The sequence below is a fragment of the uncultured Roseobacter sp. genome (assembly GCF_947499265.1).
Lineage (GTDB): Bacteria > Pseudomonadota > Alphaproteobacteria > Rhodobacterales > Rhodobacteraceae > Roseobacter.
Genome location: NZ_CANMNK010000002.1, coordinates 176,250 through 188,795, shown reverse-complemented (window position 1 = coordinate 188,795; position 12,546 = coordinate 176,250). Strand labels below are relative to the sequence as shown.

The 12,546-nt window shown below is 60.6% G+C and carries 11 protein-coding genes; 6 read left to right on the top strand and 5 right to left on the bottom strand.

Annotated features, from left to right (window positions below; translation table 11 throughout):
* The first annotated feature begins 89 nt into the window (after window positions 1–89).
* Both Q1A63_RS05595 and Q1A63_RS05590 read left to right on the top strand, forming a co-directional pair.
* Entirely contained in the window at window positions 90–1,097 is a 1,008-nt protein-coding gene (locus Q1A63_RS05595; protein WP_298970063.1) for a hypothetical protein, read from the top strand.
* Window positions 1,098–1,181: 84 nt separating this feature from the next.
* Window positions 1,182–2,474 carry an O-acetylhomoserine aminocarboxypropyltransferase/cysteine synthase family protein gene (locus Q1A63_RS05590; RefSeq protein WP_298970065.1) on the top strand — a complete coding sequence of 431 codons (1,293 nt, stop codon included), beginning with the start codon at window positions 1,182–1,184 and terminating at the stop codon, window positions 2,472–2,474.
* 52 nt (window positions 2,475–2,526) lie between these two features.
* On the opposite strand, the gene Q1A63_RS05585 is transcribed toward Q1A63_RS05590, so the two are convergent.
* A complete protein-coding gene (locus Q1A63_RS05585; RefSeq protein WP_299630984.1) occupies window positions 2,527–3,216 on the bottom strand; it encodes an SIMPL domain-containing protein in 690 nt (229 codons plus the stop codon).
* Between the two features lie 157 nt (window positions 3,217–3,373).
* Here Q1A63_RS05585 and Q1A63_RS05580 point away from each other — a divergent pair, with 157 nt between their 5' ends.
* Window positions 3,374–5,701 carry a hypothetical protein gene (locus Q1A63_RS05580; protein ID WP_298970069.1) on the top strand — a complete coding sequence of 776 codons (2,328 nt, stop codon included), beginning with the start codon at window positions 3,374–3,376 and terminating at the stop codon, window positions 5,699–5,701.
* An 82-nt stretch (window positions 5,702–5,783) separates the two neighbouring features.
* Here Q1A63_RS05580 and hppD read toward each other — a convergent pair whose 3' ends face one another.
* Window positions 5,784–6,878: a 4-hydroxyphenylpyruvate dioxygenase gene (gene hppD, locus Q1A63_RS05575; RefSeq protein ID WP_298970071.1), complete on the bottom strand. Its 1,095-nt coding sequence runs from the start codon at window positions 6,876–6,878 to the stop codon at window positions 5,784–5,786.
* Between the two features lie 160 nt (window positions 6,879–7,038).
* Here hppD and Q1A63_RS05570 point away from each other — a divergent pair, with 160 nt between their 5' ends.
* Both Q1A63_RS05570 and Q1A63_RS05565 read left to right on the top strand, forming a co-directional pair.
* Complete coding sequence (locus tag Q1A63_RS05570; protein WP_298970490.1) at window positions 7,039–7,494, top strand: Lrp/AsnC family transcriptional regulator; 456 nt, start codon at window positions 7,039–7,041, stop codon at window positions 7,492–7,494.
* A 25-nt stretch (window positions 7,495–7,519) separates the two neighbouring features.
* The gene (locus tag Q1A63_RS05565; protein WP_298970074.1) at window positions 7,520–9,394 is read left to right on the top strand and encodes a monovalent cation:proton antiporter-2 (CPA2) family protein; all 1,875 of its coding nucleotides are present in this window, start codon (window positions 7,520–7,522) and stop codon (window positions 9,392–9,394) included.
* 49 nt (window positions 9,395–9,443) lie between these two features.
* Here the strand turns inward: Q1A63_RS05565 and cobT are convergent, their stop codons facing one another.
* Window positions 9,444–10,457 carry a nicotinate-nucleotide--dimethylbenzimidazole phosphoribosyltransferase gene (gene cobT / locus Q1A63_RS05560; RefSeq protein ID WP_298970076.1) on the bottom strand — a complete coding sequence of 338 codons (1,014 nt, stop codon included), beginning with the start codon at window positions 10,455–10,457 and terminating at the stop codon, window positions 9,444–9,446.
* Window positions 10,458–10,540: 83 nt separating this feature from the next.
* On the opposite strand from cobT, the gene cobS reads away from it, so the two are divergent.
* On the top strand, window positions 10,541–11,302 hold the full coding sequence (gene cobS, locus Q1A63_RS05555; protein WP_298970078.1) for an adenosylcobinamide-GDP ribazoletransferase: 762 nt from the start codon (window positions 10,541–10,543) through the stop codon (window positions 11,300–11,302).
* A gap of 51 nt (window positions 11,303–11,353) precedes the next feature.
* Here the strand turns inward: cobS and Q1A63_RS05550 are convergent, their stop codons facing one another.
* Together Q1A63_RS05550 and fdxA are read right to left on the bottom strand one after the other, a co-directional pair.
* Complete coding sequence (locus Q1A63_RS05550; protein ID WP_298970080.1) at window positions 11,354–11,866, bottom strand: CarD family transcriptional regulator; 513 nt, start codon at window positions 11,864–11,866, stop codon at window positions 11,354–11,356.
* A 292-nt stretch (window positions 11,867–12,158) separates the two neighbouring features.
* Entirely contained in the window at window positions 12,159–12,497 is a 339-nt protein-coding gene (fdxA, locus tag Q1A63_RS05545) for a ferredoxin FdxA (RefSeq protein WP_298970081.1), read from the bottom strand.
* Between the last annotated feature and the right edge of the window lie 49 nt (window positions 12,498–12,546).

The window sequence follows — 12,546 nt, the reverse complement described above, 5'->3', positions numbered from 1 at the left end:
GACCTTCCAATCTGACTGCGCAAATTGCTTTAGTCCCGCCGCCCTTGCGCCTATAGTTTCGCAAAAGACCCTCAAAGGGACAGGCATTTATGGCCAGATCGGCTGAAACCGGGAAGACTGACTTCAATGTGGTTGTCGTCGCGCAAAAAGGGCGGCTGACTTATGAGGCCTTGCTGTTTGCAGCCTCCCTGCGCCAGTGCAGCCCGGATTTTAGTGGTCGGTTGCTGATCGCTGAGCCGCAACCAGGTCCGCTCTGGCCAGATGACCCGCGTATCTCTGATCATGGTGCGCGCGAGATGTTCGCGGCACTTGGGGCGGAAGTGCTGCCCTTTGACAGCGTTCACTTTGGCGCTGAGTACCCCTATGGCAACAAGATCGAAATGCTCGCAGCGCTTCCCCCCGAAGAGCCTTTTGTCTTTTTCGACACCGACACCCTGATCACCAGCGATCTGACGCAGGTGCCTTTTGATTTCGCCCGCCCCACGGCATCGCTTCGGCGCGAAGGCACCTGGCCCAAACCCGAACTCTATGGGCCGGGCTATTCCGATCTGTGGCGGTCTCTCTATGACAAGTTCGGGCTGGATTTCGAAAGCTCGCTCGACCCCGATCAACCCGACGAATACTGGAAGCGCTACCTCTATTTCAACGCCGGGTTCTTCTTCTACGAATGCCCGCGTGTCTTTGGTGATCTGTTTCGCGACTATGCCGTGGCGATCCGAAACGACCCGCCACAGGCGCTTTGCGCACAGGAATTGCACCCCTGGCTGGATCAGATCGCCCTGCCCCTTGTCATTCATGCGCTTGGCGGCGGGCGTGACACCCTACCCGCTGGATTGCTGGACGGCACCGTGAGTTGCCACTACCGCATGTTCCCGCTGCTCTATGCCCGCGAAAGCGACCACGTGATCAAGGTCCTGGAAGAGGTCGCGGCCCCCAATAAACTCAAAAAGCTGCTCAAGGCGCATGAGCCGATCAAGCGTAACGTCTATCAGGGGCGCGGCGCGAAGGTGCGCGCGCTCTTCGATCAGGACAACCTGCCGCGCCGCGAAGCTGCGATCCGGAACCGGATCAAATCCGCGGGCTTCTGGATGCGCTGACAGACGGGGGCAGAGCAGCCGCCCTTGTATGCTCTGCCCCCTTCGCCTAACGATATGGGCAAATAAGTCCTCAGGAGGAACCCCATGACAGACGGCCCCAGCTATGGCTTTGACACCCTGCAAATTCACGCAGGCGCGCGCCCCGACCCGGCAACCGGTGCCCGCCAGACGCCGATCTACCAGACCACAGCCTACGTATTCCGCGATGCGGATCATGCGGCGGCGCTGTTTAATCTGCAGGAAGTCGGGTTCATCTATTCACGCCTGACCAACCCGACGGTCGCCGTGCTGCAGGAACGGATCGCCACCCTCGAAGGGGGCGTTGGAGCGGCCTGCTGTTCCTCGGGCCACGCCGCCCAGATCATGGCGCTTTTCCCACTGATGATGCCGGGCAAGAACATCGTGGTTTCTACCCGGCTTTATGGTGGCACGGTCACGCAATTCTCGCACACGATCAAACGGTTTGGCTGGGAAGCCACTTTCGTTGATTTCGACGATCTGGACGCGGTCAAAGCGGCGATCAACGACGACACGCGGGCGGTGTTCTGCGAAGCCATCGCCAATCCGGGCGGCTATATCACCGATCTCGACGCGATCTCGAAAATCTCCGATGCCGCGGGCATTCCGCTGATCGTCGACAATACCTCCGCCACGCCCTACCTCTGCCGCCCGATTGAACATGGCGCGACGCTGGTCGTGCATTCCACCACCAAATACCTGACCGGCAATGGCACTGTGACCGGCGGCTGCGTGGTGGATTCAGGCAAATTCGACTGGTCCGCGAATGACAAGTTCCCCTCGCTCAGCCAGCCGGAGCCTGCCTATCACGGGCTGAAGTTCCACGAGACCTTTGGCCCCCTCGCCTTCACCTTCCACTCCATCGCCATAGGGCTGCGAGACCTCGGCATGACGATGAACCCGCAGGCCGCGCATTACACGCTGATGGGCACGGAAACATTGTCATTGCGCATGGAGCGTCATGTGGAGAACGCCGAAACGGTGGCGGGCTGGCTGGAGAAAGATCCCCGCGTGGACTACGTGACCTACGCCGGTTTGAAGTCGTCGCCCTACCATGACCGGGTCAAGAAGATCTGCCCCAAAGGTGCGGGCGGGCTCTTCACCTTCGCGATCAAGGGCGGCTATGAGGCTTGCGTGAAATTCGTCAACGCGCTGGAAATCTTCAGCCATGTGGCCAACCTCGGCGACACCCGCAGCCTGGTGATCCACTCTGCCTCCACCACCCACCGACAGCTGACCGCTGAACAGCAGGAGGCCGCAGGGGCCGGCCCCGGTGTGGTGCGCATTTCCATCGGCACGGAGAACGCCGATGATCTGATTGCCGATCTGGATCAGGCCTTGGCCAAAGCCACAAGCTGAACATGGAAAAGGGGCGCTCCGACGGCGCCCCTTTTTCCAGTTCTAAGAGAAGCTATTCAGCGATGGCAAAGACGATGTTGACCGAAGCCGTCACGGTCAACTCTCCCGCAGCCACCGGTGCGTCCATCTGACGGGCGGCCGCCATCTCCATCATCTTCGGGCGTGGCATGCCGCCATGTTCGTTGATCGATTGAATGGGGCCCAAAACGACACCTGCGGCATCCGCCAACTGCTGAGCGCGATCTATCGCGTCGCGCACCGCCTCGGCCCGGGCCGCATCTGCGACCGGTTTCGGCTCCTGCAAACCAAATGACAGGCCGTTGAACGTATTGGCGCCATCACTGACAACCAGATCCAGGATGCCACCAAGCGCCGCCAGATCGCGCACCCGCACGGTCAGAGTGTTGCTGGCCACAAACCCAGTGATCTTTGCTGGCGTGTCGCTGTTCGATCCCCGCCCTGACCAGACCGGTTGCAGCGAAATATTGTTGGTTTGCATGTCGCGCGGCGCGATCCCCGCCTCCGACAACCGGCTCAACACGGCTGCGACGCCTTCAGATGTCGCTGCCATGGCGGCGGCGGCCTCTTTCGCCTCTTGGGTCACGCCGAGGCGAATGGTCGCCATATCCGGGGCGGCCTCAACGGCGCCCTGTCCGGTCGTGGTGATCACGCGCAGATCTTCGGCAAAAGCGCTGCCTGCCACCAGGCACAAGATCATCACAAGCTTAAAAACATGTCTCATCGTTATCCTCCATACATTCCATTTACCTGACACTCCCGCTCCTGCAAGAGCAAGCCGTTAAGACATGGTTCACTTTTCCTCGGCAAAGACCTGCTGTATGATCTCAAATGTCATCAACGTTCTGTGCAACTTCGCAATCGGCTGGTAAACCCACGACATGAAACCAAACTTCGCGTTGTCTTTATCCGCTGAGAGCATTCGGTTGCTGCATCGCGCAGCGGGCGGGTGGCGACTGGTCGGCGAAGTTTCGCCAGAGGCAAAAGAGCTGATTTCCGAGCTCGCGATGCTGCGCAAAACGGCGTCGTCGCTGGCGCCGGACGGGGTGCGCTGCAAGCTTGTCATTCCCAATGGGCAGATCCGTTATCTGAGCATCGACACACCGGATATGGACATCGCCGCCTGCCGAGATGCCGCGCGGGCGGCCCTTGAGGGGGCAACGCCCTATGCGGTCGACGATCTGGCGTTCGACATCTCTCAAGACGGTGATCGCACCCATGTCGCGGCTGTCGCACAGGAAACGCTGGACGAAGCCGAGACCTTTGCGGAGGAGCACAGGTTTCATCCCGTCAGTTTCGTGGCGATCCCGGATCACAACCCCTTTCTTGGCGAACCTTACTTTGGGCCGTCAAAAGCGGCGCGCACCTTGCTGGAGAGCGGCCAAAGCGTGGAGCCGGATGGCGTAGCCATTGTCGTCATCGGTGACGTGACCGTGCCCGAAGGCCCCGTCGTGGAGCCTGCCGCAGCGGAGACGACAGCCGCTGACGCTGCGCATGTGACCGATTGGACCGATGACACCGTAACCGAGCCCCGAAACCGGTTGGGTGACGCGCTCGAAAACCTGCGCAAGAACAGTGATATCTCCGCAGATGTCGCGGCGCCCCAGGTGCCACCCATCGATGTGCCGCCGCCCCCGCCAACGTTCTCCAGCAGGCGGCAACCCATCGCGCCACCGCGCCCGACCTTCGTGCAAAAGCCGGAGCCAGCCGTAGCAGCGCGTGGTTTTGCGGAATCGGCGGCAGCGCCCTACACGCCCAAACCCCGTTCGGTGCGCGTTCCAAAACTGAATGTCGTTGCACCGGTAAAACCCAAGCCCGTCACGGATGAAGCCGAACGCATGACCGTGTTCGGGGCCCGCGCGCAGATGCCACGCAAACAAGCGCCGCGCTATACAGCTCTTGTTCTGACGGTTGCACTTCTGGTTATTCTCGTCGGGGTGGGCGCTTTTGCATCTGGCAAGATGCCGGAAAGCATCGCGGGTCTTTTTGACCGCACATCCCGTGCCGATGTCGATACCACGGCCATCCAGGTCTCTCCGCCCATTCCACAATCGGATGTATCGGAAGCTGATCCGGCCCCTACCCGGCTCGACGAAACCGAATTCACCTCGCTCAACCCGAACCTGACGGATGAAGATGCCGCCGTGCTTGATGCGTTGCGCACACCGCTCGCACAAGACGACAGCGCACGGCCGCAACCGACGACCACTGATGATCTGCGCGCGCAATATGCGGTCACCGGGATCTGGCCCATCGCGCCAGATGTTCCGAGGCCCCCGCCGCTGGTTGATATCGAAGACCTTTATGTGACCAGCATCGATCCGATTGAGCCCGCGTTCGACGCCGTTGCCCTGCCATCGGTGGAAGAGCTCAATCGCGATGTCGCGCTGGACGCCCCCAATTCACCCGCCGCTGCAGGGACAAAATTTGCATTGGATGATCGCGGGCTTGTTGTCGGATCCAGCGAGGGCGCGCTCTCGCCCGATGGCATCAAAATCTTCGCCGGTGCCCCGCCTGTCCGCCCCACCTCGCTGCCCGAACGCGGTGGCCCCGAAGCCACGGAAGAGCTGAGCCCGGTGCAGACGGAGCTTGCCGCCTTCCGCCCGCGTCTGCGCCCAGCCGACATTGTGGAGACAACGGAGCGCGCAACACTGGACGGCCTTACACGCTCGGAACTGGCGGAAATTCGGCCCCCCGCGCGGCCAACGCCGCCGTCACCCGAAACCACCGTCGCCTCAGCGAGCCTCGTTCCGCTGGAGGGCAGTGCCGCGCTGTTGTCGGACCCGGATACGCAGGGCATTGCCGCCAGCAACAGCCGGTTGGCCCTGGCCGCGACCCTGCGTCCCGACGCACGCCCGAGCAATTTCAACCAGATCGTTCAGCGCTCCCAAGAAGCCGCCGCCGCTGCAGCTTCGGTTGCCACCGCATCGATTGCACCACGCGCCATCACACCCAACATCCCCTCAAGCGCCTCCGTGGCCCGCGAGGCCACCGTGCGCAACGCAATCAATCTGCGGAAGGTCAATCTGATTGGCGTTTATGGCACGCCCTCCCAGCGGCGCGCCCTGGTGCGTCTCGCAAACGGGCGCTACAAAAAGGTCGAGGTCGGTGACCGCATCGATGGTGGGCGTATCTCGGCCATTGGTGAGGGTGAGCTACGGTATCAGAAAAGCGGTCGGAACATCGTTTTGAAAATGCCCAAGGGCTGACCCGTCAGGGGAGCGCCCCAGGACACACCCGAAAACGTCCCAAATCCTGATCCCCCGCTGGGCGACTGAACGCCCAAACAGCTTACTCCGCGGCCAGTTCCCCGCTATCGATCTGCTCTTGCTCAATACTCTCGAAGAGCGCCTTGAAGTTGCCTTCGCCGAACCCATCATCGCCCTTGCGCTGGATGAATTCGAAAAAGATCGGCCCGATCACGGTTTTTGAGAAGATCTGCAGGAGGATCTTGGTCTCGCCACCGTCCACAACCCCTTCGCCATCGATCAGAATGCCGTGTTTTTTCATCCGGTCAATCGGCTCATCATGCCCGACAACCCGGTCCTTGCTGAGCGCGTAATAGGTTTCAGGGGGGCCGGGCATGAATTTCAGCCCACGCGCGGCGATCTCATCGGTGCTGTCGTAAATGTCGCTGGAGCCCACGGCGATATGTTGAATGCCCTCGCCCTTGTATTTTTTCAGATAGGATACAATCTGCCCGGTCTCACCCCGGTCTTCATTGATCGGAATGCGAATGCGCCCGCAGGGAGAGGTCAGCGCACGGCTCAGCAGACCGCTGAACTTGCCCTCGATGTCAAAGAACCGAATTTCGCGAAAGTTGAACAGGTCGCCATAGAACTTGAACCAGATGTCCATGTTGCCCCTGTGCACGTTGTGGGTCAGGTGATCGAGATAATAGAAACCGACCCCGGCAGGTTTGGATTGCGCAATCCAGTCGAATTCCGCGTTATACGGGCTGGTGTCGTAATACTGATCGACAAAATAAAGCAGCGATCCGCCAATGCCGACAATCGCCGGCACATCTAGCGCTTTGCCCTCACCCTCATAGGGCGTGGCGCCCTTCGCCACCGCATGGTCAAAAGCGTGCTGGGCATCCACGACACGCCAGCCCATGGAGGGCGCGCAGGGCCCGTGCTCTTCGACAAACCGTGCAGCAAAACTCTCAGGGTCTGCATTCAGCACATAGGTGATGTCACCCTGCTGCCAAAGCTCGATCTGCTTGGTCTTATGGTTGGCCACATGCGCATAGCCCATGCGCGCAAAGAGGTCGCGCAATTCCTGTGGGTCGGGGTGGGCAAACTCCACAAACTCAAATCCATCGGTCCCTGCCGGGTTTTCGGCTGTGATCGTGGACTTTGGTGCGTCATGCGGGAAAGGTCCCATGAGAAAACTCCTGAAATGAGTGGAATCACGCGCGAAACGCACGGTTTTACGGCAAAATACATCCTATTCACTGTGAAATTCGCGCAACTTCGGTCAAAGCATTGGCTATTCATGCGGATTGCGCGCACAATAAACGTGAAACGTGGAAAAAGGACGCATGATGCTGGATGACGTCGATACCCGCCTTCTGGAAGCCCTGCAAAAGAATGCGCATCTGACCGCGCAGCAGCTGGGCGAACGTCTCAACCTTTCCCCGAGCCAGGCCGGGCGCAGACGCCAGCGTCTGGAAAACGACGGCTACATCCGCGCCTATGTCGCCAGGCTTGATCCCGCACGGTTGGGGCTGCATGTTCAAGGGTTCGTGCAGGTTCACCTGGGTACGCATGGACCCGATCAGTCAAAGAGCTTTGCGCGCCTGGTCGACACCCGCCCGGAAATTACGAGTGCGTGGACATTGACCGGAGATGCGGACTATCTTTTGAGGGTTTACTGTGCCGATTTACCAGCGTTAAACGCGCTTATCCACGAAGTCTTGCTGCCGCATCCAGCTGTGGCACGCGTCCACAGCCAGATTGTCATGGACCAACTGAAATCCGACGGGCCCCTGCCCACCTGATCGCCTGCGAGGAGAACCCGCATTCATGGAAAGTTTCCTGTTCCAAGCGTCCATCTACCTTGCCGCTGCGGTCATCGCGGTGCCGATTGCGGCGCGGCTGGGGTTGGGATCGGTGCTGGGCTACCTTGCCGCCGGGATCATCATCGGCCCGGTTCTGGGGCTTGTGGGCGCCGAAACCGAAGACCTGCAGCACTTTGCCGAATTCGGCGTTGTGATGATGCTGTTTCTCATCGGGCTGGAGCTCGAGCCCCGCACATTATGGGACATGCGCCACCGCCTTATTGGCCTGGGGGGTCTGCAAATCGGGCTCAGCACGCTGGCAATCATGGGCATCGCGATGGCCTACCACCAACCCTGGGGCGTGGCGCTGGCAATCGGGTTGGCGCTGTCGCTGAGTTCTACGGCCATCGTTCTGCAAACCCTGTCGGAAAAGGGCCTGATGCAAACGAGCGGCGGACGATCCGTGTTCTCGGTACTGCTGACGCAGGACATCGCGGTTATCCCGATCCTCGCCTTCCTGCCGCTGCTGGTGGCGGCTGTCCCTGCGCAACTCAACACAGACGGCTCGATCCAGCGCGCCGGCGAAGAAGCCCACGACAAGGCGCACCACAGCCTGTCGCTGGTCGAAGGTCTGCCGGGATGGGGGGTCACGCTGGTCACCCTCGCAGCCATTGCTGCGGTTGTACTGGCGGGTGTGTTTCTGACCCGACCGCTCTTTCGCTACATCCACTCCGCCCGGCTGCGCGAAATGTATACGGCGCTGGCCCTGCTCATCGTCGTGGGCATTTCGTTTCTGATGACACTGGTGGGGCTGTCCCCGGCGCTTGGCGCATTTCTGGCCGGGGTGGTGCTGGCCAGTTCAGAGTTCCGTCACGAGTTGGAAACCGACCTTGAACCCTTCAAGGGGCTGTTGCTGGGTCTCTTTTTCATCACCGTGGGCGCGGGCATCAATTTCACCCTGCTGTTCGACAACGTGGCGGGCATCGTCGCGATGGCGCTGCTGGTGATCCTCATCAAGGGCCTGATCCTGTTTTTCCTCGGGCGCGCCTTCAAGCTCAAGGGCAAGGACCATTGGCTTTTCACGCTCGCGCTGGCGCAGGCGGGTGAGTTCGGATTTGTGCTGGTGTCCTTCTCCGTCGTGCAGGGCGTCATTCCGAGGGGGGTTGCCGAAACGCTGTTGCTGGTGATCTCCATCTCCATGCTGATCACACCCTTGCTGTTCATCCTCTACGATTTCCTCTCGAAACGGATGCAGGACACGCAGGAACAACACCCAGACGACGAGATCGACGAAGAAGGCCCGGTGATCATCGCCGGTATCGGTCGCTTCGGGCAGATCGTGAACCGGCTGGTGCAAGCCAACGGGTTCAATACGGTTGTGCTGGATCACGACATGGAAACGATCGCGGTGATGCGGCGCTTTGGCTTTAAGGGGTTTTTGGGCGATCCCACGCGCCCTGACATTCTACGCGCTGCGGGTCTGGACGCGGCGCGCGTGCTGGTGGTGGCGCTCGATGACAAGGAGGCCGCGATAAAGCTGGTCCGATACGCCCGGAAACTGCGCCCGGATCTGCATATCGTTGCCCGTGCGCGGGACCGCACCCATGTTTACAGGCTATATCAGGCGGGGGCCGATGACATCGTGCGCGAGCTCTTTGACAGCTCCCTGCGCGCCGGGCGCTACGTGCTCGAAAACATGGGGCTCAGCGATTACGAGGCGGCGGAGGCCGAGCGCATCTTCTACCACCATGACCGATATTCGGTGCAGGAATTGGCGCAGCTCTGGGATCCGGATATTCCCGCCAGCCAGAACGCGGCCTACCTGGCCCGCGCCAAAGAGCTGCAGAAAGAGCTGGAAACCGCCTTCCTCAGCCGCGACAGCGAGAAAAAGAGCGCGTGATGTGAGGCCGCGAAACCCTGACAGTAGATCGGGGTTTCGATGTCTGCGTTCAGCTGTCGGAAACGCCAGCTTCGGCAAAGGTTGCCATACCGCTCAGACAGGCCACAGCAGCCTTCAAAACCCCAAGGGACAGCGCCGCACCGGAGGCCTCCCCCAGACGCAGGCCAAGTGACAGCAACGGTTCTTTGCCCAGGGCCTTCAACATCGGGCCATGCGCGCCTTCGGCGCTCAGGTGACTGGCAACGCAGTGATCCAGAGAACCCGCCACCGTCTTTTCCAGACAGGCCGCTGCGGCACAGCAAATGAACCCATCCAACAGCACCGGGATACGCAAGCTACGCGCCCGCGCAATCGCGCCCACCATGCCCGCCAGCTCACGCCCGCCCAGACGGCGCAGCTTTTCCAGCCCGTCGCCTTTGCCGCCGTGTCGCGCCACGCCTTCTGCAACCACGCGGGTCTTCGTCGCCAGACCCTCATCATCCACGCCGGTGCCGCGCCCCGTCCAGGCGCCCGCATCCCCGCCAAAAAGCGCTGTGGCCAGTGCTGCCGCAGAGGTCGTATTCCCGATCCCCATTTCGCCCGTGACCAGCACATCCGTGGTCTCATCAACCGCGTTCCAACCCGCCAGCAGAGCCTCGCAGAGCTCATCTTCGCGCATTGCCGGGCCTTGTGTGAAATCGGCCGTGGGCCGGTCCAATGACAAGGCATGAACATCGAGTTTCGCCCCGAAGGTGCGCGCCAACTGGTTGATCGCCGCCCCGCCGTGCTCGAAATTCAGCACCATCTGCGCGGTCACCTCCGATGGGAAGGCAGACACGCCCTGCGCCGCGACCCCATGGTTGCCGGCAAAAACGATGACCTGCGGCGCGGCAACCGTCGGGCGATCCGTGCCGCGCCACCCGGCATACCAGATCGCAAGATCCTCGAGGCGGCCCAGGGCTGCGGGCGGTTTGGTCAATTGCCCGTTGCGCGCGCCTGCTGCTGCGATGGCCGCTGTGTCCCTGGCAGGCTGCGTTGCGAGGAGGTTCCTGAACCCTGCCAAATCGGAAAAAGCTGCTGTCATCGGGTCACCTCGGTTGCATCATTCTTTGCACCTCATTACCCAATGCTGAGACACTCACAAGGCAAGAAACGGCATGTAATGTCATGAAAACCGACAGATTACCCTTTTGGGTTCTGGATATGCTGGTCGCGGGCAGCCTGCTCAGCCGCCTGCCGCTTCCGCAGCTGCACGAAGGCGCCTATGAGCGCGCGGCACGCGCGGTGTGGGCCTATTCGATCACTGGCGCCGTTCTGGGCCTGATTGCGGGTGGCTTTGGGTTTGCGCTGATGGGTCTGGGGCTCCCTGCGGGTCTTGCCGCGGGGGGTCTTCTCGCCGTCCTCATGCTGTCAACCGGCGGGATGCATGAGGACGGGCTGGCCGATACCGCCGATGGTTTCTGGGGCGGGTTCGACGCACAGCGGCGCTTGGCGATCATGAAAGACAGCCACCTCGGTACCTATGGCCTGCTTGCCTTGATCGTGGTGACCGGTCTGCGGTGGGTCGCCTATGCATTCTTGCTGCCACTGGGCGTTTGGCCGGTTGTTGCCGTGGCCGTGCTCTCGCGCAGTGTGATGCCCTGCCTGATGGTCGCTTTGCCTCATGCGCGCGACACCGGCCTGTCACATAGCGTCGGTCGCCCGGGCGAGGTCTCGGTGATCGCCGGATTGGGCTTGGCCCTGGCCCTCGCGGGGGCGAGCCTAGGTGGCATTGCGATCCTGTGTTTGCTGGTGGCGCTGTTGACCGCCGCCGCCATGGGCCTGTTGGCGCGCGCGAAAATAGGCGGGCAGACTGGTGATGTTCTGGGCGCCGTGCAACAGCTTTCCGAAGTTGCCGTTCTTATGGTTCTTGTGGCCGTCTTGACATAAAGAAAGCCGCCCCCTTTTCAGGGAACGGCCTTGTTCAACCTTGATATCGGATCAGGCCGCGACGCGGCTTTCCAGCACGTCACCCACCTGCTTGGCCGCGGCAAGCTCATCGCCACCGCTCACTGCCGCAACCTCCCGGGTCAACCGTTCAAGTGCGGCCTCATACAGCTGGCGTTCAGAATAGCTTTGTTCGCGCTGATCGTCGGTGCGGTGCAAATCACGCACCACTTCCGCAATCGCGATCAGATCGCCCGAGTTGATCTTTTGCTCATATTCCTGTGCCCGGCGTGACCACATGGCGCGCTTCACCTTGGCCTTGCCCTTGAGCGTCCGCATCGCATGGGTGATCACATCCGGCGAGCTCAGCGCCCGCATCCCGATCTCCGTCGCCTTATGCGTCGGCACCCGCAGTGTCATCTTGTCCTTCTCAAAGGAAATCACAAAAAGCTCCAGCGAAATACCGGCCACTTCCTGCTCCTCGATCGACAGAATCTGACCCACGCCATGCGCTGGGTAGACGACAAATTCGTTCGGGCGGAAATCAAGTTTCTTCGATTTGGTCATTCAGTGTTCCTTAGAAAACAGGCGTGCAAATCGAAACTTTCGACAGTCAAAATCACACCAAGCGGTGGCCTCGCAGCCGCGCCCCTGAGTGTGAGTAAGTCGATTTTCCGGTGCCTGCCCCCTCTTCGAGGCAGGGCAATTAGCTCGTCCATTATTACTTTGTGACAGAAGTATAACACAAAAATGCACCGCAAAAAAGCGCACGCTGCGTCAACTTGCGAAAAATCGGGAAAAATGAGTGCCTTAACCGGAGAGTTCTGCGCGGGGACCGGTTCGAATCAGCCAGATTGACCTAGCCGCCCTCACCCGGTGCTTCGGAAAAATACTTCTCCAGCTTACCGGATTCGCCATCCCGCTCTTCCGCGTCAGGCAGGGGGTCTTTCTTGGTGATGATCACCGGCCACATCTCGGAATACTTGCGGTTGAATTCCACCCATTTTTCCATGTCCGGTTCGGTATCCGGGCGGATCGCATCGGCGGGACATTCAGGTTCGCATACGCCACAGTCGATGCATTCATCGGGGTGAATGACCAGCATGTTCTCGCCCTCGTAGAAACAATCCACCGGACATACTTCGACGCAGTCGGTGTATTTGCAGGCAATGCAGCTGTCGTTCACGATATAGGTCATCGGACCCTCTTTTTCCCCAAGATCATATGGTAGCTAAATGAGCCAAAGG

Coding starts and splice junctions, on each gene's coding strand:
- Q1A63_RS05595 (WP_298970063.1), top strand. CDS start 90: ATGGCCAGATCGGCTGAAACCGGGAAGACTGACTTCAATGTGGTTGTC.
- Q1A63_RS05590 (WP_298970065.1), top strand. CDS start 1,182: ATGACAGACGGCCCCAGCTATGGCTTTGACACCCTGCAAATTCACGCA.
- Q1A63_RS05585 (WP_299630984.1), bottom strand. CDS start 3,216: ATGAGACATGTTTTTAAGCTTGTGATGATCTTGTGCCTGGTGGCAGGC.
- Q1A63_RS05580 (WP_298970069.1), top strand. CDS start 3,374: ATGAAACCAAACTTCGCGTTGTCTTTATCCGCTGAGAGCATTCGGTTG.
- hppD (WP_298970071.1), bottom strand. CDS start 6,878: ATGGGACCTTTCCCGCATGACGCACCAAAGTCCACGATCACAGCCGAA.
- Q1A63_RS05570 (WP_298970490.1), top strand. CDS start 7,039: ATGCTGGATGACGTCGATACCCGCCTTCTGGAAGCCCTGCAAAAGAAT.
- Q1A63_RS05565 (WP_298970074.1), top strand. CDS start 7,520: ATGGAAAGTTTCCTGTTCCAAGCGTCCATCTACCTTGCCGCTGCGGTC.
- cobT (WP_298970076.1), bottom strand. CDS start 10,457: ATGACAGCAGCTTTTTCCGATTTGGCAGGGTTCAGGAACCTCCTCGCA.
- cobS (WP_298970078.1), top strand. CDS start 10,541: ATGAAAACCGACAGATTACCCTTTTGGGTTCTGGATATGCTGGTCGCG.
- Q1A63_RS05550 (WP_298970080.1), bottom strand. CDS start 11,866: ATGACCAAATCGAAGAAACTTGATTTCCGCCCGAACGAATTTGTCGTC.
- fdxA (WP_298970081.1), bottom strand. CDS start 12,497: ATGACCTATATCGTGAACGACAGCTGCATTGCCTGCAAATACACCGAC.